The sequence below is a fragment of the Leifsonia sp. RCC_180 genome (assembly GCF_058138205.1).
Map to the genome: position 1 here is coordinate 1,277,217 of NZ_CP200340.1, position 24,677 is coordinate 1,301,893.

General features: G+C 69.3%; 24 protein-coding genes. 14 read left to right on the forward strand and 10 right to left on the reverse strand.

The features are described from left to right. Positions 1–11: 11 nt before the first annotated feature. Positions 12–1,316, reverse strand: a complete 1,305-nt coding sequence (locus AB7E03_RS06285; RefSeq protein ID WP_489940276.1) for an ABC transporter substrate-binding protein — start codon at positions 1,314–1,316, stop codon at positions 12–14. 272 nt (positions 1,317–1,588) lie between these two features. After that, positions 1,589–2,620, reverse strand: a complete 1,032-nt coding sequence (locus AB7E03_RS06290; RefSeq protein ID WP_489940278.1) for a LacI family DNA-binding transcriptional regulator — start codon at positions 2,618–2,620, stop codon at positions 1,589–1,591. A gap of 154 nt (positions 2,621–2,774) precedes the next feature. Between AB7E03_RS06290 and AB7E03_RS06295 the strand changes: the two genes are divergently transcribed. Continuing rightward, a complete protein-coding gene (locus AB7E03_RS06295; protein WP_489940280.1) occupies positions 2,775–4,190 on the forward strand; it encodes an NAD(P)/FAD-dependent oxidoreductase in 1,416 nt (471 codons plus the stop codon). Between the two features lie 74 nt (positions 4,191–4,264). Here AB7E03_RS06295 and AB7E03_RS06300 read toward each other — a convergent pair whose 3' ends face one another. After that, positions 4,265–5,872, reverse strand: coding sequence for a PucR family transcriptional regulator (locus AB7E03_RS06300; RefSeq protein ID WP_489940282.1), 1,608 nt, complete (start codon positions 5,870–5,872; stop codon positions 4,265–4,267). A 151-nt stretch (positions 5,873–6,023) separates the two neighbouring features. Here AB7E03_RS06300 and AB7E03_RS06305 point away from each other — a divergent pair, with 151 nt between their 5' ends. The 4 genes from AB7E03_RS06305 to AB7E03_RS06320 are packed head-to-tail and all read left to right on the forward strand — an operon-like array spanning position 6,024 to position 11,162. Beyond that, positions 6,024–7,520: a CoA-acylating methylmalonate-semialdehyde dehydrogenase gene (locus AB7E03_RS06305; RefSeq protein ID WP_489940284.1), complete on the forward strand. Its 1,497-nt coding sequence runs from the start codon at positions 6,024–6,026 to the stop codon at positions 7,518–7,520. Between the two features lie 26 nt (positions 7,521–7,546). Beyond that, a complete protein-coding gene (locus AB7E03_RS06310) occupies positions 7,547–8,962 on the forward strand; it encodes an aspartate aminotransferase family protein (protein WP_489940286.1) in 1,416 nt (471 codons plus the stop codon). 24 nt (positions 8,963–8,986) lie between these two features. Then, the gene (locus AB7E03_RS06315; protein WP_489940288.1) at positions 8,987–10,180 is read left to right on the forward strand and encodes an NYN domain-containing protein; all 1,194 of its coding nucleotides are present in this window, start codon (positions 8,987–8,989) and stop codon (positions 10,178–10,180) included. Positions 10,181–10,226: 46 nt separating this feature from the next. Further along, entirely contained in the window at positions 10,227–11,162 is a 936-nt protein-coding gene (locus AB7E03_RS06320; protein ID WP_489940290.1) for an NADP-dependent oxidoreductase, read from the forward strand. A gap of 23 nt (positions 11,163–11,185) precedes the next feature. On the opposite strand, the gene AB7E03_RS06325 is transcribed toward AB7E03_RS06320, so the two are convergent. Continuing rightward, entirely contained in the window at positions 11,186–11,509 is a 324-nt protein-coding gene (locus tag AB7E03_RS06325; protein ID WP_489940292.1) for a DUF7882 family protein, read from the reverse strand. 1 nt (position 11,510) lies between these two features. Continuing rightward, positions 11,511–11,888, reverse strand: a complete 378-nt coding sequence (locus AB7E03_RS06330; RefSeq protein ID WP_489940294.1) for a DUF7882 family protein — start codon at positions 11,886–11,888, stop codon at positions 11,511–11,513. An 85-nt stretch (positions 11,889–11,973) separates the two neighbouring features. Between AB7E03_RS06330 and AB7E03_RS06335 the strand changes: the two genes are divergently transcribed. The 4 genes from AB7E03_RS06335 to AB7E03_RS06350 all read left to right on the forward strand — a co-directional run bounded on the left by AB7E03_RS06335 (position 11,974) and on the right by AB7E03_RS06350 (position 15,404). After that, on the forward strand, positions 11,974–12,219 hold the full coding sequence (locus AB7E03_RS06335) for a hypothetical protein (protein ID WP_489940296.1): 246 nt from the start codon (positions 11,974–11,976) through the stop codon (positions 12,217–12,219). A gap of 48 nt (positions 12,220–12,267) precedes the next feature. After that, on the forward strand, positions 12,268–13,680 hold the full coding sequence (locus AB7E03_RS06340; RefSeq protein ID WP_489940298.1) for an MFS transporter: 1,413 nt from the start codon (positions 12,268–12,270) through the stop codon (positions 13,678–13,680). Positions 13,681–13,728: 48 nt separating this feature from the next. Next, positions 13,729–14,415: an MgtC/SapB family protein gene (locus AB7E03_RS06345; RefSeq protein ID WP_489940300.1), complete on the forward strand. Its 687-nt coding sequence runs from the start codon at positions 13,729–13,731 to the stop codon at positions 14,413–14,415. Positions 14,416–14,726: 311 nt separating this feature from the next. Next, positions 14,727–15,404, forward strand: coding sequence for an alpha/beta hydrolase family protein (locus AB7E03_RS06350; RefSeq protein WP_489940302.1), 678 nt, complete (start codon positions 14,727–14,729; stop codon positions 15,402–15,404). Positions 15,405–15,419: 15 nt separating this feature from the next. Here the strand turns inward: AB7E03_RS06350 and AB7E03_RS06355 are convergent, their stop codons facing one another. Beyond that, on the reverse strand, positions 15,420–15,881 hold the full coding sequence (locus AB7E03_RS06355) for a DUF8821 family protein (RefSeq protein ID WP_489940304.1): 462 nt from the start codon (positions 15,879–15,881) through the stop codon (positions 15,420–15,422). A gap of 110 nt (positions 15,882–15,991) precedes the next feature. On the opposite strand from AB7E03_RS06355, the gene AB7E03_RS06360 reads away from it, so the two are divergent. The 3 genes from AB7E03_RS06360 to AB7E03_RS06370 all read left to right on the forward strand — a co-directional run bounded on the left by AB7E03_RS06360 (position 15,992) and on the right by AB7E03_RS06370 (position 17,938). After that, positions 15,992–16,543, forward strand: a complete 552-nt coding sequence (locus AB7E03_RS06360) for a sugar O-acetyltransferase (RefSeq protein ID WP_489940306.1) — start codon at positions 15,992–15,994, stop codon at positions 16,541–16,543. Positions 16,544–16,552: 9 nt separating this feature from the next. Continuing rightward, positions 16,553–16,906: an antibiotic biosynthesis monooxygenase family protein gene (locus AB7E03_RS06365; protein ID WP_489940308.1), complete on the forward strand. Its 354-nt coding sequence runs from the start codon at positions 16,553–16,555 to the stop codon at positions 16,904–16,906. Positions 16,907–17,095: 189 nt separating this feature from the next. Then, positions 17,096–17,938, forward strand: a complete 843-nt coding sequence (locus tag AB7E03_RS06370) for a hypothetical protein (RefSeq protein ID WP_489940310.1) — start codon at positions 17,096–17,098, stop codon at positions 17,936–17,938. A 12-nt stretch (positions 17,939–17,950) separates the two neighbouring features. Here AB7E03_RS06370 and AB7E03_RS06375 read toward each other — a convergent pair whose 3' ends face one another. The 3 genes from AB7E03_RS06375 to AB7E03_RS06385 form a co-directional block, all read right to left on the reverse strand. Next, positions 17,951–19,162 (reverse strand): toxic anion resistance protein, encoded by a 1,212-nt coding sequence (locus AB7E03_RS06375; protein ID WP_489940312.1) that lies wholly within the window; start codon positions 19,160–19,162, stop codon positions 17,951–17,953. A gap of 99 nt (positions 19,163–19,261) precedes the next feature. Beyond that, a complete protein-coding gene (locus AB7E03_RS06380; RefSeq protein WP_489942872.1) occupies positions 19,262–20,581 on the reverse strand; it encodes an acyl-CoA thioesterase/BAAT N-terminal domain-containing protein in 1,320 nt (439 codons plus the stop codon). A 271-nt stretch (positions 20,582–20,852) separates the two neighbouring features. Further along, the gene (locus AB7E03_RS06385) at positions 20,853–20,993 is read right to left on the reverse strand and encodes a hypothetical protein (protein ID WP_489940314.1); all 141 of its coding nucleotides are present in this window, start codon (positions 20,991–20,993) and stop codon (positions 20,853–20,855) included. Positions 20,994–21,991: 998 nt separating this feature from the next. Between AB7E03_RS06385 and AB7E03_RS06390 the strand changes: the two genes are divergently transcribed. Both AB7E03_RS06390 and AB7E03_RS06395 read left to right on the forward strand, forming a co-directional pair. Continuing rightward, entirely contained in the window at positions 21,992–22,648 is a 657-nt protein-coding gene (locus AB7E03_RS06390; protein WP_489940316.1) for a hypothetical protein, read from the forward strand. Between the two features lie 284 nt (positions 22,649–22,932). Continuing rightward, a complete protein-coding gene (locus tag AB7E03_RS06395) occupies positions 22,933–23,493 on the forward strand; it encodes a hypothetical protein (protein ID WP_489940318.1) in 561 nt (186 codons plus the stop codon). A 59-nt stretch (positions 23,494–23,552) separates the two neighbouring features. On the opposite strand, the gene ychF is transcribed toward AB7E03_RS06395, so the two are convergent. Further along, positions 23,553–24,626 carry a redox-regulated ATPase YchF gene (gene ychF / locus AB7E03_RS06400; RefSeq protein WP_489940320.1) on the reverse strand — a complete coding sequence of 358 codons (1,074 nt, stop codon included), beginning with the start codon at positions 24,624–24,626 and terminating at the stop codon, positions 23,553–23,555. Positions 24,627–24,677: the final 51 nt, after the last annotated feature.

Below are 24,677 nucleotides of genomic sequence, written 5' to 3' on the forward strand. Positions count from 1 at the left end.
GCATCAGCGGATCAGCCGCCGAGCGACTGCTTGACCTGGTCCTGCGCGTTCTTCAGTGCCGTCTTGATGTCGGCGTCGGAGACGGTGCTGCCGGTGGCGATCTTGGCGAACATGTCGTTCATCGCCTTGCCGACCGTGTTCTCGAACTGGTCCTCGGCCGGCACCAGCGGAAGCGGCTTGGACATGTCGTTGTAGATCTTCTGGAACGTCGCGGCCTCTTCGGCGTTGTCCGTGAAGTTGGGCTTCGCGTCGTTCAGCACCGGGAGGGTCGAGTACGGCTTGCCGAGCGTGGTCTGGGTGTCTTCGCTCGTCATGTACTTGACGAACTTGAGCGCCGCATCCTTCTGCTTGGTGTTCTTGAAGACCGAGAGGTTGATGCCGGCGACGTGGCTGGCCACCTTCTCACCGCCGTCCGGAGCCGGGAACGGCACGACACCGTACTGGTCGTTCTTCATGCCGTTGGCGACGATCGACGAGTCCGCGTTGTTCTGGCTGAGGATCATCGCGACCTTGCCCGTGGCGAAGTCGTTGACCGCCTGGACGCCGTTGTCGTACTGCGCGTTGGAGGTGTTGACGACCTTGTCGGTCTGCATCAGGTCGAGGTAGCGCTTGATGCCGTCGATGTTCGGCTGGGTGTCGAACGTCGGGTTGCCCTTGCTGTCGAACCACTCGCCGCCGTTCTGGGCGGAGTTGATGAACGCGAAGTGCACGTTCTCGGTGTAGCTGCCCGCTGCGAGCGAGAAGCCGTACTGGCTGCCGGTGGTGAGCTTCTTCGCCGCAGCGACCAGCTCCTCCCACGTCGTCGGCGGCTGGACGCCGGCGTCCGCGTACATCTTCTTGTTGTAGTACAGGCCGTAGGCGAGGCCGTACAGCGGGACGCTCGTGACGGGCTTGCCCTTCACGCCACCGGTCTCAAGAGCGGTCTTCACGAACTTGTCGCTGCCGCCGATCGCCTTCATGTTGGCGTCGTCGAACGGCAGGAATGCACCCGTCGCCTGGAGGGACGCGGCCCACGTGTTGCCGATGTTGAGCACGTCGGGGCCTTGGCCGGAGGTGACGGCGGTCTGGATGCGCGTCTGCAGATCGTTCCAGCCGATGACCTCGAGCTTGACCTTGATACCGGTCTGCTTCGTGAAGTCGTTCAGGACCGGAGTGAGCACCTCTTTGTCATTGGCGAGGCTCGTCCCCTGGTTGCTGGCCCAGTAGGTGATGGTCGCCCCGCTGGACGACCCTCCGGATCCCGAGCTGCTGCAGCCCGCGACCACGAGCGAGACCGCAGCGGCTATTGCCGCGACGGCGATGGCGCGTTTCCTCATTGTGACTCCTTCGTCTCTTGATGGGGGCGATCCCGGCTCTGGTGCGAGAGCCGAGCGCGGGAGCGCCACGCTGAGCCTAACTTAACCGGTTCAGGTGTCAATCCTTGACTTCGCCTCGTCCGAGGGTATACCGGTGGGTCTCGCTCCCCTCGCGTGCTGGGGCCCCTGGCCGCCGCGAGCCGTGAGTCGTTGTGCAAATGTGACGCGAGTGGTGACGAGATGTCACGGTTCGGCGGGGGCGCGAGGCGCCAGGCGCGAGGTGCGAGCGCGCGTCAGCGCGACGCGTGCTGGGGCGCGGGGAGGCTCGTCCCGCGCGGCACCAGCTGGCTCGGCCGCGCGCGGCGGTCGAACGCGGGCGTCCCCGCCAACTGGTCGAGCAGCAGCCGGGTGGAGCGCCGCCCCTGCTCCTCCGGGTAGCGGTCGAGGGCCGTGATGGGTCGCGTCCCGAGCCGGCAGAGCAGGGAGTCGTCCCAGCTGACGATGGCCACATCCTCGCGCCCGGCGTGGTTCAGCGCCGTCTGTGCGCCCAGGGCGAGCAGGTCGTTGGAGGTGAGCACCGCCGTGATCCCCGGATCGTCGCGCACCAGTTCCGTCGCCACCCGCTCCCCCGCCTCCATCGAGTAGTCGGAGGTGGCGAACACGAACTCGAGGCCGAGCTCGTGCCCGGCGGCGGCGACCGAGTCGCGGCGGTCCTGCTCGTGCTCGAACTCGGCGGGCCCCGCGATGTGGAGTGCGTGCCGGTGGCCGAGGGAGGCGAGGTGCGCTACCAGCATCCGCGCGTCCGCAGCGGCGTCGTACAGCAGCACCTTCCCCGGTGCGACCGCCTCGCGGTTGCCGTGCAGCACGAACGCGAGGCCGAGGTCCTCGAGCAGCCTGGGGCGCGGGTCGTCGAAGGTGATGTCGAACAGCATCACGCCGTCCACCCGAGCTTCCGCACTCCAGCGGCGGTACGCGGCGACCTCCTGGCCGGCATCACCGCCGACCATCCGCAGCAGCAGCGACTGGCCCGTCTCGGCTAGCTCGCTCTCGACCCCCGCGAGCAGGCTCATGTAGTACGGCTCGGCGCCGAGGAGCCCCGGGTCGCGCCGCAGCACGATGCCGATCGTGTCCGAGCGTGCTCGGGAGAGCGCCCGGGCGGACGAACTGGGATGCCATCCCAGTTCTTCGGCGAGCGCCAGCACGCGCAAGCGCGTCTCGTCGCTCACACCGGGCAGGCCGTTGAGCGCGTACGACACCGACGCCTTCGACAGTCCCAGCTGGTCGGCCAGGCCCGCGATGGTGACGCGTCCCGCTCCGTGGTTCACGGCCGCCTCCCTTTCCTGCTGCGCGGCCAACACTACTTGTTCGGCCGTTCGGTGCACCCTCGGACCCTCTCAGGGTGTTCGGGCCGGACGGAATGGCCGGAGCCCGGCGCCTTTCGCGACGAACGGCCGAGCCGCCTTCCGGCAGAATGTGGGCGTGAGCCCCTCCCGGACCAGCACGGTGTTCGAACGGCACCGCCCCGACGACGCGATCGTACGGCACGCGCTCGCGCCGAGCCGTCAGGCGGTGTTCTGGACCGAGGATGCCCCCGGCGACCACTACCCCCGCCTCCGCGGCGACATCGGCTGCGACCTGGCTGTGGTCGGCGGCGGGTACACCGGCCTGTGGACGGCGCTGCTCGCGAAACGCGAGGACCCGTCGGCCCGCGTCGTGCTGCTGGAGGGGAAGCGGATCGGCTGGGCGGCATCCGGACGCAACGGAGGCTTCTGCGAGGCCAGCCTCACCCACGGCGAGGAGAACGGCCGCACCCGCTGGCCCGGCGAGTTCGACGAACTCCAGCGGCTCGGGATGGTGAACCTGGACGAGATCGAGTCCACCATCGCTGAGCTCGGGCTCGACGCCGGGTTCGAGCGCAACGGCGCCTTCGACGTCGCGACCGAACCGCACCAGGTGGAGTGGCTGCGAGAGGCCGCAGGCCCTGACGCGGAATTCCTCGGCGGCGACGCGATGCGCGCCCTCGTCCACTCCCCCACCTACGAGGCGGGACTGCTGCGGCGGCGGGATTCGGCGCTCGTCCACCCGGCGAAGCTCGCCCGCTCCCTGGCCCGGGCGTGCGCGGACGCGGGGGTCGAGATCTTCGAGCACAGTCCCGTGGAGTCGATCGGCGACGGGACCGTCCTTGAGACGCCGACCGGAACCCTCCGCTCGAAGCGCACGGCGCTCGCCACGAACGTCTTCCCCAGCCTGCTGCGCCGGAACCGTCTGGCCACCGTGCCCGTCTACGACTACGTGCTGATGTCGGAGCCGCTCAACGCGTCCCAGCGGGCATCCCTCGGGTGGGAGGGGCGGCAGGGCATCGGCGACTCGGCCAACCAGTTCCACTACTACCGGCTCACCGCCGACGACCGCATCCTCTTCGGGGGCTACGACGCGGTCTACCACTACGGCGGCCGCGTGCGCGCCTCATACGAGGACCGCCCGGCGACCTTCCGCAGGCTCGCCGCGCACTTCTTCACGACGTTCCCGCAGCTGGAGGGCCTGACCTTCACGCACCGCTGGGCCGGCGCGATCGACACCTGCAGCCGGTTCTGCGCCTTCTTCGGTTCGGCGCGGGAGGGACGCGTCGCCTACGCCGCCGGCTACACCGGGCTCGGGGTGGCGGCGACCCACTTCGGCGCGAAGGTCATGCTGGACCTCCTGGCCGGGCGGACCACTGAGCGCACCGAGCTGGAGATGGTGCGGACGCGGCCGATCCCGTTCCCGCCCGAGCCCGCAGCATCCCTCGGGATCAACCTGACCCGCTGGTCGCTCGACGCGGCGGACCACAATGCGGGCCGCCGCAACGTCTTCCTACGCACGCTCGACGCCGTCGGCCTCGGCTTCGACTCCTGACGCGCCCATCCGCTGGTCCCGATATGCCGTCACGCACCTGCCCTTAACGGCATGTCGGGACCACTCGACGCGTGTCAGGTGGAGGTGCGGCCGCGCGCCAGCACGGCGGCGTGGAGCGCCGCGACGGTCTCGCCGTCGTCCAGGTCCATCCCGAGCAGCTCCTCGATGAGGGCGATGCGCTGGTAGAACACCGACCGGGACAGGTGGCTCGCGGCCGCTGCGCGTGTCCGGTTGCCGGGGTGGGTGAGGTAGGCGCGCAGCACCTCGATCAGGTCACCGTCGGTGGCGAGGTCGTGTTCGATGAGCGGACGCAGCATCTGCTCGGTGTGCTCCAGCATCCGCGGATCGCTTCCGAGGGCGTTGACCAGACGGAGCAGCGGACGGTGCTGCACGCGCTGCACCACGGGCCGGCGGCCCAGGCGGGCCTCGGCGGGGGCCGCGGCTCCGGCCGCCAGCTCGACCGCCTCCTCCAGCGACGACAACAGCCCGGTGATGCCCCGAGCGTCCGACCCGATCGCGACGACCGACGCGGGGTCGTCGAGCCGGGCGGACGAGGCCGCCTCCGCGATCACCTCGAACGCGGCGTCGCCCAGCCGTCGGCCCGGGCGCACGGAGACCGCGACGACCAGCGTCCCCGCCTGTTCAGGATGCCGCCCGGCGACCGCGTCCGCGCCTCCCGCGTGCGCCGCCTCCACGGCACGTGCGGCGGCCGACACTGGCAGGGTGCCCGACCGGAGCCGGATGGCGACGCCGACCACCGGCCGACCGGCGATCGGGAAGCCCGCGGCCTCGAACCGCGCGGTCACGCCTCCCTCGGCGGCGAACCGCCGGCCGAGCAGGGCCGCGAGCAGCGCATCGTGGCTGCGGCGCGTCCACTCGTCCTCGTCGCGGTCCGACAGCCGGCTGAGCGCCAGCGCGACCGCCGCCTGCTCGAGCACGTTCGACCGGCCTGCGGGATGCGGTTCTCCGGCAAGCCCGACGAGGTGCCCCCAGCGCATCCCGCGCGCCTCGACCGGCACGATCGTCCAGCCGTCGCCGCCCGCACGATGGGCTGCGCGAGAGCGCTGCTCCCAGTCCGCGAGCTCCGCTTCGCCGCCCGCCGCGAGCCCGCCCGCCGCGATCACGCGATGACTCGTGTCCTCCAGCACCACGGGCGAGCCGAGCACCCGCGCCGCCTGCTCCACGATGAAGTCTGCAGGGCTCCCGCGCAGGCTCAGATCGGTGAATAACGCGTGGATGTCGTCCCGCGCCCGAAGCGCGGCCATCTGCTCGGCGATGATCCGAGAGTGCACCGCCTCCGTGATGGCGACGAACCGCGCCTCCCGATGCAGCACCGCGAAGGGCAACCCTGCCGCCGCGAACTCCTCGACGAGGGCGGCCGGCGCCACCGGCATCGGCGGCCCGAGCTCCAGCACGAGACCGGCGACGTCGGCGTCGATGAGCACCCGTCCCAGCCGGCGGAGGGCCGCCTCGTCGGCGGGCCAGCCGACTCCCGTCGCCAGCAGCAGTTCGCCTCCGGAGCCGAGCCGCGCGGCCTCTGCGGTCTCGGCCACGTGCACCCAGCGCACCGGCGCATCCAATCGCTCACGTCCGGTCAGCACCTCGGGGAGCGCCACGGCCACAGGCTCCATCCGCAGCACTTCGCGCACCGACGGGAGCACCGAGGGGAGCACGGTCGTCACCGTGACAGACGCCTCCGGACGAACTGTTCGACCCGCTGCCGGGTCGCGACGATCTGGCATCGCTGTTCCCGCCTCCGCTCTGTGATCATGGGGAGGCAAGCCTACTGACTTTGCCGGGCAATCCGTCCGGCGCACCTCGAGGAGGATCCCCGTGGCCCTGATCCGTCACTTCATCGCCGGCGTGGAGACACCCGCCGAGCACTCCGCCGACCTGCGCACGGGGCCGGTGTTCGACCCGGCCACCGGCGAGCGCCAGCACGACGTCGCCCTCGCCGATGCGGCCGAGACTCAGCGCGCCATCGCCGCCGCTCGGGCCGCCTTCCCGGCCTGGCGGGCGACCAGCCTCACCAAGCGCGCCGACGTCTTCTTCCGCCTCCGCCACCTGTTGACCGAGCGCACGGACGAACTCGCGGCCATCGTCACCAGCCAGCACGGGAAGGTGCTGTCCGACGCCGCCGGCGAGATCGGCCGTGGCCTCGAGAACGTCGAGTTCGCCAGCGGACTGATCGACAAGCTGAAGGGCGAGTACAGCGAGCAGGTCTCGACCGGTGTCGACGTGCACAGCGTCAAGCAGCCGGTCGGCGTGGTGGGCTGCATCACCCCGTTCAACTTCCCCGTCATGGTGCCGCTGTGGATGGTCGCGAGCGCCATCGCGTGCGGCAACACGGTCGTGCTGAAGCCCAGCGAGAAGGATCCGGGCGCCTCCGTCTTCCTGGCGAAGCTGTTCCGCGAGGCCGGTCTCCCCGACGGCGTGCTGAACGTCGTGCACGGCGACAAGGAGGCGGTGGACACCATCCTCGACTCGCCGGATGTCGCGGCGGTCAGCTTCGTCGGCTCCACCCCGATCGCCCGCTCGATCTACCAGCGCGCCTCGGCCACCGGCAAGCGCGTCCAGGCGCTCGGCGGCGCGAAGAACCACATGGTGGTGCTGGCGGACGCCGACATCGACGCCGCCGCGGATGCGGCCGTCTCCGCCGCGTACGGCTCCGCCGGCGAGCGCTGCATGGCGGTCAGCGTGCTGGTCGCGGTCGGCGACGTGGGCGACCGGCTGGTGCCGGCCATCCAGTCCCGCCTCGCCGCGCTCCGCATCGGACCGGGCACCGACCCTCAGAGCGAGATGGGCCCGCTGATCACCGGCGAGCACCGCGACAAGGTCGCCTCCTACGTCACCGGTGCGGCCGCCGAGGGCGCGACGGTCGTCGAGGACGGCACGCAGCGGCCGTTCGACGGTGACGGCTTCTTCGTCGGGGTCAGTCTCCTCGACCACGTGAAGCCGGGCATGAAGGCGTATGACGACGAGATCTTCGGACCGGTGCTGTCGGTCGTCCGCGTCGACACGTTCGAGGAGGCGATCGAACTGATCAACGCCAACCCGTACGGCAACGGCGTCGCCCTGTTCACCCGCGACGGCGGCGCCGCCCGCCGGTTCGAGTTCGAGGTCGAGGTCGGGATGGTCGGCATCAACGTGCCCATCCCCGTCCCGGTCGGTGCCTTCTCGTTCGGCGGCTGGAAGAACTCGCTGTTCGGCGACTCGCACATCTACGGACCCGAATCGTTCCACTTCTACACGCGCAGCAAGGTCGTGACCACGCGCTGGCCTGACCCGGAGCACTCGCGCATCGAGCTCGCGTTCCCCGGCAACTCCTGAGCACCGGAACTCCTGAAGGGGCAGACATGACCGACACCATCCACACCTCCACGCGCACCGGCTACACCGACCGGCACGGCGTCGAGCATCCGTTCGGGGATGCCGCGGCCGAGGCCCAGGTACGCCGCGACGACCGCGGCCACGTCTTCCACTCGTGGAGCGCCCAGGCGAAGATCGACCCGCTGCCGATCGCGGCGGGCGAGGGTTCGACGTTCTGGGACTACGACGGCAACGCGTACCTCGACTTCAGCTCGCAGCTGGTCAACCTGAACCTCGGCCACCAGCATCCCGACCTCGTCGCGGCCATCCAGCAGCAGGCCGGGAGGCTCGCCACCGTGCAGCCGTCGATGGCGAACGACGTGCGCGGAGAGCTCGCCCGGCGCATCGCCGAGGTGGCGCCCGGCTCGCTGAACCGGGTGTTCTTCACGAACGGGGGCGCGGATGCGAACGAGTACGCCGTCCGGCTTGCACGCCTGGTCACCGGCCGGCGCAAGGTGCTGTCGATGTACCGCTCCTACCACGGCGGCACCGCGACCGCGATCGCGCTGACCGGTGACCCGCGTCGCTGGCCGAACGAGCCGAGCGACCCGTCCGTCGCCCACTTCTTCGGCCCGTACCCGTATCGCAGCGCCTTCCACTCGGCCACGCCCGAGGAGGAGACGCAGCGCGCGCTCGAGCACCTCGAGAACGTGATCGTGCTGGAGGGAGCGGGCACCATCGCCGCGATCATCGCCGAGACGGTGGTCGGCACGAACGGCGTGCTCGTCCCTCCGCCGGGCTATCTCGCGGGCGTCCGTGAACTCTGCGACCGCTACGGCATCGTCTACATCGCCGATGAGGTCATGGTCGGGTTCGGGCGCATCGGCGAGTGGTTCGCCGTGGATGCGTTCGATGTCGTTCCCGACCTCATCACCTTCGCCAAGGGTGTCAACTCGGGCTACGTGCCGCTCGGCGGTGTGGTCATCTCGGATGCGATCGCCGACCACTTCGACGACGTCGCGTTCCCGGGCGGGCTCACCTACTCCGGGCATCCGCTCGCCTGCGCCGCCGGCGTCGCCACCTTCGACGTGTTCGAGCGGGACGGCATCCTGGAGCGCGTGCGCGACCTCGGCTCGCGCGTCGTGGAGCCGGAGCTGCGGTCGTGGCTGTCGCGGCATCCGTCGCTCGGCGAGGTCCGCGGCCGCGGTCTGTTCTGGGCGCTGGAGTTGGTCCGCGATCCGTCGACGCGTGAGCCGCTGGTGCCGTTCAACGCGGCAGGAGCGGACGCCGCACCGATGGCCGAAGTGGCCGCGGCGTGCAAAGCGGCCGGAGTGTGGCCGTTCACCCACTTCAACCGCATCCACGTTGCGCCGCCGCTGGTGATCAGCGAGGACGAGCTGCGGCGGGGCCTCGCGGCGATCGACGCGGCACTGGAGGTGGCCGACCGCTACGTCCGCGCCTGACCCGGCCCGGGATATCGTGGCACCATGAGTGAACCTGGAGACGGCCGCGTCGCGGTCTACATCGACTTCGACAACATCATCATCTCGCGGTACGACCAGGTGCATGGCCGCGGCACGTACATGCGCGACCGGCCCAAGTCGAGTTCCAGCGCCCCGAAGGCCGGTTTCGCGGAGAAGCTGGCCGATGCGCGCGTCGACCTCGGCGCCGTCATCGACTTCGCCTCGTCGTTCGGCACCCTGGTGCTGACCCGGGCGTACGCCGACTGGTCGTCGGCGGTGAACGCCGAGTACCGCGGTCAGCTGGTCGGCCGGGCGGTGGACCTGGTCCAGCTCTTCCCCGCCGCCGCCTATGCGAAGAACGGGGCCGACATCCGGCTCGCCGTCGACGCGGTCGAGGACCTGTTCCGCCTGCCCGAGCTGACGCACGTCGTGATCGTCGCGGGCGATTCGGACTACGTCCCGCTGGCCCAGCGGGTGAAGCGCCTCGGCCGGTACGTGATCGGGATCGGCGTGGCCGGCTCCACCGCGAAGTCGCTCGCTGCGGCGTGCGACGAGTTCGTCAGCTACGACGACCTGCCCGGGATCGCCCGGGACGAGGCGGCCGACGCCGACGAGCTGGAGATCGGCGAGGTCGAAGGCAGCGAGGCGGCGGCGAGCACAGCCGGCGCGGGTGCGGCCGAGTCCGCAGCACCGGTCGCGGCCCCGACCCGCAGCCGCAGCCGGAAGGCCGCGAAGGAGCCGGCCGAAAGTGCCGGCGCAGCCGAGAACACTGCAGCCGCCGTGGGCACGGACCAGGAATCCGCGCCGACGGAAGCCGCGCCCGGCGAGGAGACCGCCGAACCGGCCACGCGCGCCAAGCGCGGCGGTCGCCGGCGGTCGACTCCCGTCGAGAGCGAGGAAGAAGGCGGCGAAGAGCAGGTCGAAGACCCGCAGCACGTCGCGACGCGGCTCCTCGCCCGGGCGATGCAGCTCGGACACGAGAAGGACGACTCGCCGTGGCTGCACAGCTCCACGGTGAAGGGCCAGATGAAGCGGATGGATCCCTCCTTCAGCGAGAAGGCCCTCGGCTACCGCTCGTTCAGCGACTTCATCAAGTCGCGCAGCGACCTCGTCGAGCTCGACGACAGCTCGACGGCGCAGATGCTGCGCCTCGCGCCGACGCGCACGCGGCGCGCCCGGCACAGCGGACGGGCCGCCGACCCGGTCTCCGCATCCTGAGCCGCGTCCTGAGCCGGAATTCAGACAGCGGGAGTTGACTGCGGGTATGGCACGACAGTGGAGAGCAACCGAGTGGGGCGGACCGGAGAAGTGGGAGTTCGCGGAGGTCGACATCCCTGAACCCGGAACGGGCGAGGTGACCATCGCGGTCCGGGCTGCTGGGGTGAACCCCGCCGACTACAAGCACGTCTCGGCGCCGCGCGAAGGTCTGGAGCTTCCCGCGCCGATCGGTTACGAGGTCGCCGGCACCATCTCCGCCGTCGGACCCGACACCGAGATCGCCTCCGGCGGTGGAGCCGTCGGCGACGAGGTCGTGGCGTTCCGCGTCCAGGGCGGTTACGCGACCGAGGTCACCGTCCCCGCGAAGGATGTGTTCGCGAAGCCCGCCCGCCTGGCCGACGAGGAGGCGGCGAACCTGCTGCTCGCCGGGAGCACGGCAGCGCAGATGCTGGAGGTGACCGACGTCCACGCGGGCGAGACCATCCTGGTCCACGGCGCGTCCGGTGCGGTCGGCGTCAGCATCCTGCAGCAAGCGGCGGAACTGGGCGTCCGCGTGGTCGGCACCGCCAGCGAGGCGAGCTTCGCGCGCGTGCGCCGCTTCGGCGGGCTGCCGATCGCGTACGGTCCGGGCCTCGCCGAGCGCGCGACCGAGGCGGCCCAGGGACCGATCGCGGCGGCGCTCGACACCGTCGGCACCACCGAGGCGATCGACGTCTCGCTCGAGCTCGTCCCCGACCGGCTGCGGATCGTCACGATCGTCGACGCGAAGCGGGCCGAGCAGGAGGGATTCCTCGCCGTCTTCGGCGCCCAGCCCGAAAGCCAGGCATACCGCGACTCGGTCCGCGGGCGCCTCCTCGAGCTCGCGGGCAGCGGCCGGCTGCAAGTGCCCATCGCGCGCACGTATCCGCTCGCCGAGGCACCGGAGGCACTCGCGTACCTGAAGGAGGGGCACCCGGGCGGCAAGCTCGCGCTGCTCGCCTGAACCGGCGGAGGCGAATGCCGGGGTCAGTGCTCCCGTGCGCCCTGTTCGGCCTCCGCCTCGGAGATGACGACCATGCCTCCCGTGCGCTGACTGGACCGGAGCAGCGCCTCCATCCACCGCTCGTTGAGCTTCGGCGGCCTGTTGCTGGTGAAGAGGAACGCCATCGGCACCTCGCGGCTGATCCACAGGCTGATCCGGCCCCCGCCGCGGTCGGCGGGAACCTGCCAGTTCAGGAGGAAGCTCTCGTGCCTCCGGAGCTTCGTGACGATCGCCATTTTGACGTGCGACAACGTTCGATCGTCGAACTCGTACTCCCGGTTGAGGTAGCCGTAGATGAGGGTGCCCACCTCACGCCCCGTCCTGCCGCTTCCCGTTCCTCGACTTGCTCGCGCGGTAGCTGCCCTGCGGGACCTCTTCCCGGATCTCGGCGCGCAGGTCGTCTTCGAGCATCAGCCCGGAGTTGCTGTTGGCGCGCTCGCTGAGCAGGGTGAGCCAGTCGCGGTTCAGCTCAGGGAGCGTCGGGCCGGCGAAGACGAACTGCACCGAGATCGACGGGTCGAGCCAGATCGAGCGCAGGATGCCGTCCGCCCCCGCCGTGCGGTCCGTCCAGATGAGGAGGAACCCCTCTCGGCGCCGCAGTTTGGTCTGGATGACCGCCTGCAGGTGTGCCAGCACCCGGTCGTCGAACGTGAAGCCGTCGGCACCGTCGTAGATCAGCGTTCCCACGCGTCTCCCTCCTCGTGTGATCACTTTCTCCAAACGACCGCGCGCCGTCAAGTCCAGCCCCCGCGCGCCGAAGTAAAGTCCGGTCATGGACGCTCTTACGCGAACCATCAAAGCGGCCCTCCTCTACGAGGACGGCCGGACCCTCGACAGCGTCGTGGTCGTACCGCTGATCGGCGGCTGTCCGCCGGGCGAGATCCGCGTCGCCACCACGTTCGCCGGTGCACTCGCCTACGACGTGTACGAGCTGGCCGACGAGGAGGAGTACTCCTCGATGCCGGCCTATCCGTACCGTTCCACCGTCCCCGTGACCACCCAGGACCTGGCCGACTGATCACCTCCAGCGGCCGTCGGCCCTTTCGGCGCGGGTAGCCTTGCCGGAGTGACTCCCTCCGACGAATCGCCGCGCCGCCGCACGGGTGCAGCGGTCGCCGTGCTCAGCCTCGGCACGCTCCTCAACCCGCTCAACTCGTCGATGATCGCCGTGGCGCTGGTGCCGCTGCAGCACGACTTCCGGGTGGATGTGACCGCCGTCACCTGGGTCATCACCTCCTTCTACCTGGCCTCGGCGGCCGGCCAGCCGCTGATGGGCCGGCTGGCGGACCGCTTCGGCCCCCGCAGGCTCTTCCTGTTCGGGATGCTCGTCGTGGCGCTCGCCTGCGCGATCACCCCGTTCGCCGGGTCGTTCGCCGCCGTGTGCGCCGGCCGGGTGGCGCTCGCCATCGGGACGGCGACAGCCTTCCCGTCCGCGATCGCTATGCTTCGCCCGCTGTCGAAGGGGTCGGGCGTCGGCACCCCGCGGCTGCTCGGCCGCATCCAGATCGCCAACACCTCCGGGGCCGCCATCGGACCGGTCCTCGGCGGCGCGCTGATCACGTTCCTCGGCTGGCAGTCGATCTTCTGGGTGAACGTTCCGCTCGCGCTGATCGCGTTCGTGGGCTGCTGGCTGTTCGCCCCCCGCGACGCCGCGCGGGCGCGCACCTCCCTCGGACGCACCCTGATCGAGTCGGACATCCCCGGCATCCTGCTGTTCATCGCCACGCTCACGTCTCTCCTGGTGTTCCTCCTCGACCTGCGGCCGCAGCCGCTGTGGTGGCTGCTGCCGCTGAGCGTGGTCGCCGCGGCGCTCTTCGTCTGGCGGGAACTGCGCACGTCCCACCCGTTCCTCGACCTGCGACTTCTGGCGAAGAACCGCCGGCTGCTGATGGTGTACCTGTCGTTCGCGATCTTCAACGTGGTCTACTACTCGGCGTTCTTCGGCCTGCCGCAGTACCTGCAGACCCACGGCGGCTACTCCGCGGGCGTCGCAGGTCTCCTGATGTTCCCGCTGGCGGCCGTCACGATCGTCGTGACGCCCCTGGCGGCGCGGGCGATCGAGTCGCTCGGGCTGCGTCCGACGCTCATCACCGGCGCCATCGCGCTCGTGGCCGGAGCCGCCCTGCTGGCGGTCGCCGCCGCGACGACCGCGCCGTGGGTCGTGCTGCTCCTCACGGCCGCCCTCGGCATCCCCTACTGCGTGGTCAGCATCGGGATGAATCAGGCGCTGTACGCGTCGGCGCGCCCGGAGGACAGCGGCGTCGCTGCGGGCATCTTCCAGACCTCCCGCTACATCGGCGCGATTGTTGCGACGACCGTGCTGGGCCTGCTGTTCAGCAGCGGGACCACCGCCGCGAGCTGGCTCGCTGTGGTCGCCGTCGCATCGACGTTGTCCGTCGTGCACCTCGCGCTGCTCGTGTTCGTGCGCCCACGGGGGCCTCGCGCGGCGGCGTCGGCCGCGGAGCCGGCGGCGGGCTGACGCAGATCACCGGTGCGCGGCAGGAGTCGCCGCACCTACAATCCCCCCATGGCGCTCTGGCTGGGCGGGACCGAACTGGTGACAGAACTGCTGCTGCTCCTGTTCGCCTTCGTGCTGTCTGCCGTGATCGGGATCGAGCGGGAGCGACGGCTGAAGAGCGCGGGACTGCGCACGCACATCCTGGTCGGCCTGGGATCCGCCCTCTTCACGCTGGTCTCGGCCTACGGGTTCGCGCCGCTCGGGCTCGAGACGACGGACCCGTCCCGGATCGCCGCGCAGGTCGTGACCGGGATCGGCTTCGTCGGAGCCGGCGTGATCTTCGTCAACCGCGGCAACGTGGTGGGACTGACGACGGCGGCATCCATCTGGGTGACGGCAGCCGTCGGGATGGCGTGCGGGGCGGGGCTGCCCATCATCGCCCTGGCCGGGACGGCACTTCACCTCGTTGCCGTGGGAACGCTCCCGACCGCCGAACGGCTGCTGCGCCGCACCTCCGGGACGCTGGTCACGATCCAGGCGGAACGCGCGGGCAACGCGCTCACCCGCGTGTTGGAGGTGTGCACGGCGTCAGACGCGCGGACCCACGTCGGAGACCTGCGCAGCATCGCCGGAACCGACCGGGTTGAACTCGGTGTGCGGGTGCGCGCGAGCGCGTCCGACACTCAGCGGCTGGTCGCCGAGCTCACTGTCCTCGACGGCGTGACGAGCGTGCACACGGGGCCGCTCGTGCAGTGAGGGAGGCGACTGGCTCAGGCGACCAGTGTGGCGCTGCTGGGCGGAGCAGTGCGCTGCTGCGTCGTCGACAGCGGACAGAGCGGATTCCGGCAGCCCACTGGAACCGTCACCACCGCCCAGCTCCCCCGGGACGTCGGCATCAGCCGCCGCTCCGCGGAGATCGGCCCTCCGCACACTCTGCACACCTGTGAGTCCGCGACCATCGTGATCATCCCCATCCGACCCGTGGCGCCCGCTTCGCCACTTCCATGGTCCGCCCGCGCGGCGCCGGAATCAAGAGGCGGAGGGCGGAGTCGAGTAGCGTCGGGCGCATGCAGGTCGACATTCCCACCTCCGTCGGGCCGGGGCGGCTGACGGTAGCCGCCGCCGACGGCGCCCGTGCCGTGCTGTGGCTCGGACACGGTGCGGGCGGGGGCATCGACGCCGTGGACCTGTCCGTTCTCGCGTCCCGGCTGCCCGCACAGGGCATCACCGTCGTGCGCTACGAACAGCCGTGGCGGGTTGCCGGGAAGCGGGTCGCGGCGAGGCCTGCGACCCTCGACATCGCTTGGCGCGAGACCGCACCGGCGGTTCGCGACCTCGCGGGTGGCCTGCCGCTGGTGACGGGCGGCCGCAGCGCGGGCGCCCGCGTCGCCTGCCGCACCGCGGACGAGATCGGGGCGACGGGAGTGGTGTGCCTCGCGTTCCCGCTCCACCCTCCGGGGAGTCCCGACAAGTCGCGGTTGGCGGAGCTGCTGGCGCCGGTCGTCCCGGTGCTGGTGGTGCAGGGCGGAGGCGACACGTTCGGGAGTGCGGAGGCCGTCAGTGCGGAGGCCGTCAGTGCGGCGGTCGTCAGCCCGGCGGTCGGGCCGTCGGACCGCATCCGGATCGTCGAGGTTCCTGGGGCCGATCACGGCATGAAGGTGCCCAAGGCGTCGCCACTCGGCGCGGCCGGCGTCCGCGACCTCGTCACGTCGACGGTCGCCGAGTTCGTCCTCGCTCTGGTCTAAGACGGTCAGTCGCCGTCAGTACTCGCCCTTGATGACGAAGTACGAACCGCGGATGGTGCCCGCGAGCTTCGACTTCTGGCGGGCGAACTTGAAGGTCGACAGCTCGTCGGGCACATCCATCCCGTCGGAGAGTTTGAACCCGACCGCGCGCTTCCCGCCCTCGGCCAACGTGTACATCACGTTGATGGACAGGCCGGACGCGTAGAAGACGTAGGTCATGTGGATGCCGTCGACCTCGAAGTCCGTCGCCTCGAGCGGCCGGGACGCGATGACGATGTCGCGCTCCTCTTTGAGGATGTGCGCCACGCGCTCGACCGCATCCGCCTCCTCCGCAGCCGTCCCGACCGTGAACGTGTGGTCGTACTTGTTGCGGTAGTAGCGCGCCTCGTTCGCGCGCAGGCCGGCAAGGGCGTCCGGGACCGGAGAGGACTCCAGCCCGGTGGTGGAGACGTTCTCGAAGTCGACGACGTACGGCATGGGACCTCCCGGGATGCGGTGTTCGGACCAACCGTACCGTGCGGCGCCGATCGGGGTCGCGCGGGCGTGTCCGCTATCCCCCGCGCCGGCGGCGGTCCAGGATCGGTGGGGTGTCCGAGCTGCTCATGCGCATCCACAGTCCCGAGTTCCAGGCGATGTCCGAGCGGGTGCTGGAGGTGACCGCGCTGACGTCGCGGCTCAACGTGCTGCCGTTCGACGACGACGCCGGCAAGGCGGCCCTGTTCGAGCAGATCCTCGGCGCTCCCCTGCCGCAGCGGACGACCATCTACCCTCCGTTCTTCACCGACCACGGCCGCAACCTGCACCTCGCCGATCGGGTGTTCATCAACCAGAACTGCACGTTCCTCGACTACGCGGGCATCCGGCTGGCCGAGCGCGTCATGGTTGCGCCGAAGGTGACTTTCATCACCGTCGGCCACCCGGTAGACACCGACGACCGGCGCGTGTGGCTGACCGGCGGCCCCATCCACGTCGAAGAGAACGTGTGGATCGGCGCGGGCGCGACCATCCTGCCCGGGGTGACCATCGGCCGCGACTCGGTCATCGCCGCCGGCGCGGTCGTGGCCGACGACGTGCCGCCGCAGAGCCTCGTCGCCGGGACGAAGGCGGCCGTCCGCCGCACCTGGGCCGACGCTGACTAGGATCGCGTCATGAGCAGCCCGGCCGTGTACACCTCCACCTTCATCTTCGAGACGAAGCCGTACGACGACGACTTCCACCGCCTCAACGATGAGATCGCCGAGCGAGCCCGCGTCATCCCCGGCTTCCTCGGCGAAGAGTCGTGGCACAACCCGGAGACCGGCCTGCACTCCGAGGTCTACTACTGGAGCAGCCTGGAGGCGCTGCACGAGCTGATCGGGATGGACACGCACCGCGAGGCGAAGCGTCTCCACGAAAGATGGATCGGCCCCTACCGCGTGGTCATCGGCCAGGTGCTCAGCACCTACGGCCAGCCCGGGCTCGGCCTGGAGCACGTGCCGGAGTCGGCGCGCCTGCCCGGCTGACGCGCGCTCCCGCCGCGCTCCTGTTTCAGGATGCGGATTCGGCACGAATGTCGACACTCGCGCCCCGAAAGTCGACATTCGTGCCGAATCTCGACCGGGCTTCCGAGCGGCGGCCGAGAAGGACACAGCCAGTGTTCTCCAAACGCGTCGGACGTGCTTGGATGAGCGGGTCAGGCATGGAGCACACGTATGGAGCTGGACAGGCTGAGCAGGGCGGTGACGGACTCCGACGCGGAGTCGCTCCTGCGTGAACTCATCGACAGCGTCACGCGTTCGCTCCCGGCCGACGTCGCCTCCAGCGCCCTCTCGGTCGAGCGCACTCGCTCCCTGTCCGACCGGATCGCCCACCGCCCCGGCGCCATCACCCGGGTGCGGCTGTCCGGCCAGACCGAGGCGCTGTCCCTCCGGTGGGAGCCGGGACCTCGATGGACTGCAGAGGTCGAGCAGCATTACGGAACGGTCTCGCTCTCGACCCGCACTATCCCGCTCGGTCAATGGCTGACGGCGTTTGCGCAGCTCGTCGCCAGCCTGGCCGTTCGCGCCGCCGAAGAGTCGGCGGTATCGGCGCGTGCGCTGCAGACGCTGGGCATCCTGCCGCCCGGCTCCGAGATCCACGTCGACGATGCCAACCTCGCACGCGACCTGCTGACCCTCGCCGCGCGCGTCGGGCGCCGTATCCCGGACGAGGCCGTGGCGGCCGTCGGCCGGATCGGTGAGCTCCTCGCCGACACCCTTCCGCGGGTGGCCGGGTCGGGCGAGCCGGAAGTGATCGTGCGGGTGGCGGCGACCGTCTACCTTCCCGACACCTTGCGGGCCTACCTCGCGCTGCCCGCCGAGTGGGCTGCCGAGCACGTGCTGGCCGGCGGACTGACACCGGCTCAGGCACTGATCGCTCAGCTCGACGCGCTCGAATCGGCGGCGCGGACGATGAGGGATGCGGCGGTCGAGCAGGATGCGTCGGCCCTGCTGATCAACGGCCGCTTCCTGGCCGACCGATTCGCCGGGTCGAGGCTGAAGCTCGACCTGCCGTGACGCGCGCGGCGCTCAGCTCGTGCCCGAACGCGACCGGTCTAGGTAGCTCCGCGACCGCGCCACCTGCTGTTCGAGCGCATCCACGGTGACGGCCATCGACTCCACCGCTTTCGCGCGGTACCCGTCGACGGCGTCGATCGTCGCGAAGACGTTGTCGAAGGCGCGCTGCAGAGTCTCGACGCTCACCCCTGACGACGACGCCTGATCGTGGACCATCCCCGTCTGCTGTTTCAAAAGCTCGCTCGTGCGGTCGATCATGGAGTTGGTGGTGTCGTTGAGGGCGCCGATCTGGTCGAGCACCAACCGCTGGTTCTCGAGCCCGTCGGCGACGACCACGGCGGTGCGAAGTGCCGAGATGGTCGTCGTGCGTGCGCGCTCGACAGCTTTGATAAGCTCCGCGTTGTTCTTCCGGAGCACATCCAGCGCGAGATAGCCCTGCACCGACACGGCGATCTGCGTGGTCAGGTCCTGCCTGCGCTGACGGATGGGGAACATGGCATCCGCGGTCATCGTGTCGGCCCGCGCAGGGTCGGACGCCCGAAGCTCCGCGATCCGGGCAGCAGTGGCGCTGTCGAGCGCGGAGGCGAGGGCGTTGTACTCGGCGAGCGTGCCCATCGTGGCCCACAGCGTCTCCCGCTCGAGCTCGATCGCGGCGTTGTCTTTCAGCAGCTCATCCTGACCTGAGATCAGCGCTCTGAGGATCGCGTCCAGCTGCTTCTGCGCCGACTGGTACCGCTCGAAATAGCGCGTCAACTTGCGGCCGCCCGGGATGCGGATCAGCGCACGCTTGGGGGCGGTCAGGTCCGCGCGGCCCGGGTCGAGGTCGGTGATGGTCGTTCGCAGATCCTGCAGCGCACGCGCCACCTGCGCCTGCGGTTCCGACGCTGCGCCGCGTCCCCGCGCGGCCGCGAGCGAGGTCGACGGCCGCTCGAGCATCCGGTTCGCCATGTCCGCGGACGAGCGGATCTCCTTCTCGCCGAGGCGCGTGACATCGACGATCTTGCGGGTGAACTCCGGGCTGCCAGGCTCAAGGTCGGCCAGCTCGTCCACGAAGGTCTGCGCCCTATCCTGCAGTTCGGCGCGTTTCCCCGCCGGGACCGCGACCATGCCGATCGCTTGTTCCTCCCGAATCTCCGGGACGGCGGTCGGCGGCGTGAGCACGACGCCAGCGTCCTCGGGGCCTTCGGGCAGGGTGGACGGCTGGTCCCCCTCGAGTTCGGACATGCGCGTCTCCTCTCAGGAGCGGCTGCGCCCCCGGGTCAAGAGTAGAACGACAGGCCTTCCATGCCGCGGCACAATTGCTCGCCCCGCGACGTCACCTCTTCAGTCGGCCACTTCTCGCAGCACCTGACTGACCGCATCCCAGAACTGCACCCTCGCCTTCTCCGTGGCTTGGGCGGTCACGCCCTCCGGCAGCGCGATCGGCAGCCCCGGGGGCGCTGTCATCTCATGCACCGCGTCGGGGGCGCGAATGATCACATCCCCGACCCGTGGACCCCGAGTCCGCACGGCCGCGTCGAGCCAGGGGCAGGCGTTCGGCAACACGTCGTCGCGACCCGCGCAGCCGAGCACGACGGGGGCCGTGACCGATCCCAGCGGGAGGATGGCGCCGTCGTCGATCAGGTCGGCTCGCTGCTGGCACGGGACACGGACACCGTTCTCTGACACGGGCGAAGCACCGGCTCCGCGCAGGCACAGCAATGACGTGGCTCCGCCGGCGGCGAAAACGCCTGCTACGCGATCGTTGAAGCGGGCGGCCGCCCACAGAGCGAACTGAGCCGACTGAGAAGTGCCATAGGTGAACACTTTGCGCTTGTCCACGTCGGGACGCTGGTCGAGCCAGTCGAGCAACGCCGCAAAAGTCGTCGTGTCGATCATACTGGCAACACGGACGCCGGAGTCGCTGACCCGCACCGGGAGCACGAAGACGCCCGCACCGAATCGCCTCAGCAATGGTCCGATGTAATCGGACGACTCCCCCACGGCTTGGTCGTCGAAGACGATCACCGCGGGCGCCCGCGATCCCGGCGCGGAGCTCGCGGCGAAATAGGACCCGATCGCCGTGTCCTCCCGGGAGCTCGGTGGCAGAAACGTCTCGCCCGCTGCGACCGCTGACTGAGCGAGATCGAAGGTGCTGACCGTGATCGGTGCTGCGCCTGCCCCGTACCCGCCGAGGGGAAATTCCCGGCTTGCGATGATCCGGCCCTTTTCGCTGGCCTCCAACGTCACCGCCACGGTGGACCGGGTCCAAAGTTGCACCAGCTCAGACGACGCGACGTCGGGCCCCCGCAACGACCAGAACAGCCCCGTCGAATCGGGCTCCCTGAACGCGGCAAGTTGCGGCCTGGCAGTGCCCAGATCGAGCATCCCCGATCCTGGCACCGAGTAGCTCGCTGAGGATGTCCACCTGCCCAGCTCCGTGTCGAGCCACGCTCTGAGGTGGATCCGAGTGCCCGGCGCGACATCCACAAGACGCAGGTCCCCGGCCCACAGCGCCGCGGTATTACTGACGGGCGGCGATGTCACAAAACGAGGCCCCTGGCGGCTGTTCAGCGCGACGGTGCACCCGGCGAGAATGACAGCTGCAGTCAGCGCCAGAACGACGGACGTCGGCGCTCTGCTTTTACGCCCCCGGCGTCGCATACCGTCACCGTCGTCCTCGCCAACCGAAGGGTTCGCAGAGCGTGCACACCGCCAGTACTCTCGCCGGCAGATCGATCGTGGAGACGACCATCGGTCCACTCCTCATCAGGTGTTCCGCTGAGAAGGGAAGCCCGATCGGTCTGCGGGTCGACAGTCAGCGGATCGCCCCAGTATGAACCCCGACCCCTCGACCGGGAAGGGTCAGGGTGAACGGTGGTGTTCGAACAGCGAGAAACCAGACGTTTGACGCGGGGGTGCGCCACCGTCCCGGTCAGTCGCAGACGTCGATGACGTTGTTCCTGCTCGTCGAGAGCATGCTGATGACGGTTCGCGCGCCAGACGGTGTCGCGGCGACCTGGAACACGAGGTAGCGTCCACCGAACGGGCCGTCCGCGTACGTGGTGTACCCCATCGATTCGTCGTACTTGGAGTGGGTCTTCTGAATGCTCGGGTATACGCAGCCAGGAGTTCGGACTCCGTTGATCCGATCCGGATCCCAGCGTCTGTGGAGGGTGAAGACGAGACAACCGTCTCCGACGGTTCACGCACCGCGAACCGCGCGTACGAGAAGGCCGGGTCGGGCACCGCGGTCCCCCGCGAATGCTCTTGCATCACCGAGATGTTGATCGCAGCGGGCGGCGCCTCCGGGGCAGTCCAGTACCCGGGCGGACAGTCGACCGTGTCTTCCACTGGCACCAGGTCGGCTGCGGACGCGAGGGCGGCCAGCGACTGACCGACACGGACGTCGGCAACCCGGTCGAACCCCAGAATCCAGGTGCTCGGGTCGGCAGGATTCTGCGTCGGCGTCGGCGCCGGAGTCGCGGACTCGATCGCAGTGGGGGTCGGAACCTGTGTCACCGTCGTGCCGGGGCTCTCCGGCACGGCCGGGGCCGCTGACGCGCATCCGCCGAGAAGGAAGACCACGGCGATCCATGCTGCTCCCGCAACTGTTCGTGACTTCATGTTTCCTCCGATAGGCCTTTACCTACCAATGTCCGGCGGAGTCGAAATGGTTCCCTTTCAGGTTCGCCGCAGAACTGCTACGGCATCCTGTGTTCAGGAGTTTGTGTCCGGCTCGCCGCGACAAGTCCGCAATTCAGGAGAATCCGAGCGGACTCGACCGCAACGACCAGCTCAGCTACACGTTGAAGCGGAACTCGACCACGTCGCGTCAGAAAGTAACCTCACGGATTGCTGGTGAATCTCCCCGGCCTGAACCGCCACATCGCGGGGCCCAGGTCCCGCCCGAAACAGTCTCGGGATTACCTCGACGGTCCTCGTGCGCGGGCCGTTTTCCGACCGAGCCGGTCCTCGTAACCGGGGAGGAGATGCAGCTCAGTCCAGAAGTGGGTACTAGTCATTTAGATTGAATCGACCCGCGACGGCCTGAACGAATATAAGGTGGCTCACTTGAGAACTCGAGTGATTGGCCGATGGCTGGCGTACTCCGCGCTTGGGTTGTTCTGGCTGGCGGCCCTCGCAGCGATGATGGTGGCGCGCGTGCAGTCCTCGCCGCTCGGTTCCTTCACGGAGTTGCGGATCGGAAGCGTCGTTGTAGGCGGTGGACTCGTCGCGTTTGTGATCGGTTGCTGGCTCTGGGTCCGTTCCAGCGCGAAGGCTCGCGCCGAGCTCCGGCTGCGGTTCCCCGATGCGGTCGTGGAGAATGCCCGCAGAGATGACTTCCGCGACTTCATCGACGTCGACACCTTAGGAATCACCTACCGTCAGGTTCCATTCTTCCTAACCATGGTCGCCGATCGGGACGGCATTTCGGCGTGGAGCGCCGGGGATCCGGGCGAGGAACTACGGCAACTGGCGACGCTGCCGTGGAGTCAACTCGGACCACTCAGGCAGTCGGCATCCGCTGGCCGCCTCCCTCAGTTCGTCATTGAAGCAGGCGTGGAGCGCGACGAAGAGGTGAGCGCCCTGCGGCTCACCTTTGGCTCCGAGTCTTTCGGCGGCCTCTTCCCTCAGACCTTCACAAATTCGACGCGCTGTCTCCTGGCGCTGGAATCGTTGCGGACTCGCTCACTCAGGGAGCCTGAGCCCGGCGAGACGGTCGGCTGACGCCACCGCGTGACCGGACGGTTCGGGCGGCACGCGTTCTGCGCGCTCTCCGCATGCCAGTCGCCAACTCAACTCCCTGTGCCCCGCCGACTGACTCTCCGATCATCCATGCAACCCGATCACTGATCAGAGAACCGGACATCTCGTAAAGGTTGCAGGGAGCCCAGACCAGCTGCACATAGGATCTGAACTTCAACGGGTTACATCACGGATAGGCGTCTTGTAACGCCGCCCGCGGGATTCGCCGGTATGCAGGCGGCCCGCTCCGGCGGCAGAATCGACGCATGCCCACACCCAACGCATCCGTCCTCCCATTCCGGATCGAGGATGGCTGGCCCGTTGGACTCCCCGGTTGCCGCGTCACACTTCGGGAGACGGGGATTCTTCTTGGATCGCTGTACTTCGATGACGTGGAGTGGGCACGTCTCGGCCTGCATGCGGTCCAAACCATCCGCATCGACGACCACGCAGTGACAGACGGATGGACGACGCGACACCCGGATGGCTCCGAGGAGTCGACGGAGTTCACTGTTCCGATGTCTCCTGAGCGTGTCCCTCGCGCCGCTCTCAGCACGCCCCGCACATTCGGGGACTGGGTATCGGACGTTCACGGAGGCTCAGGTCGGCTCCTCGTCTGGGACGAAACACTCACGTGGTGGTGGGCACAGGATCCCGACCTCGAGGCTCTCCTGATGTGCGCTCCGATGGGCCGGTTCTCCCCACGCTCCGACGAACCGTCCTGGCTTCCGTTCGGCAACGAGACAGGGCGACGATCGATCGAGAAGCTCTGCGCGCGATTCGGGATCGACGATCGGACGGCGCCTAACTCCGACCCTGAGGACTGACGCACTCATCGCACGTGCTGCGCAGGGCGCCGCCCTCACTCGACGCGACTGATATGCACTCAAACGTTAAATCTGAACTCGACCACGTCGCCGTCCTGCATGACGTAGTCCTTGCCCTCCATACGCGCCTTGCCGCGGGAGCGGGCCTCGGCGATGGTTCCGGCGTCCATCAGGTCGTCGAACGAGATGACCTCGGCCTTGATGAAGCCCTTTTCGAAGTCGGTGTGGATGACGCCGGCCGCCTGCGGGGCCTTCGAACCCTTGCGGATGGTCCAGGCGCGCGACTCCTTCGGGCCCGCGGTCAGGTAGGTCTGGAGGCCGAGGGTGTCGAAGCCGATGCGGGCGAGCTGGTCGAGGCCGGACTCCTCCTGGCCGGTAGACGCGAGCAGTTCGGCGGCGTCGTCGGCGTCGAGGTCGATGAGTTCCGACTCCAGTTTGGCGTCGAGGAACACCGCCTGGGCGGGCGCCACCAGAGCGGCCAGCTCGGCGCGACGGGACTCGTCGGTCAGGACGTCCTCATCCACGTTGAACACGTAGATGAACGGCTTCGCGGTGAGGAGGCCCAGCTCACGGACCGGTTCCAGGTCGATGGACGACGTGGAGAGCGGCTTGCCCGAGTTCAGGTACTCGATCGCGGCGCGCGCGGTCTCGAGGACGATCGGCTCGAGCTTGCGGCCCTTGACCTCCTTCTCGTAGCGCTGCTCCGCCTTCTCGAGGGTCTGCAGGTCGGCGAGGATGAGCTCGGTGTTGATGGTCTCCATGTCACCGGCGGGGTCGGTCTTGCCGGCGACGTGCACGACATCCTCGTCGCTGAAGCCGCGCACGACCTGGGCGATAGCGTCCGCCTCGCGGATGTTCGCCAGGAACTTGTTGCCCAGGCCCTCACCCTCGCTCGCGCCCTTCACGATTCCGGCGATGTCGACGAACGAGACGGGAGCGGGGACGATGCGCTCGCTGTGGAAGAGCTCGGCCAGCTTGTCGAGCCGCGGGTCGGGCAGGTTCACCACGCCGACGTTCGGCTCGATGGTCGCGAACGGGTAGTTCGCGGCGAGCGCGTCGTTCTTGGTCAGCGCGTTGAACAGGGTGGACTTGCCCACATTGGGCAGCCCGACGATTCCGATAGTGAGAGCCACGGTCGTCCATTCTACGGGCCGGGGTGGATGCGCCCGGCCGGTCCTGCTGTA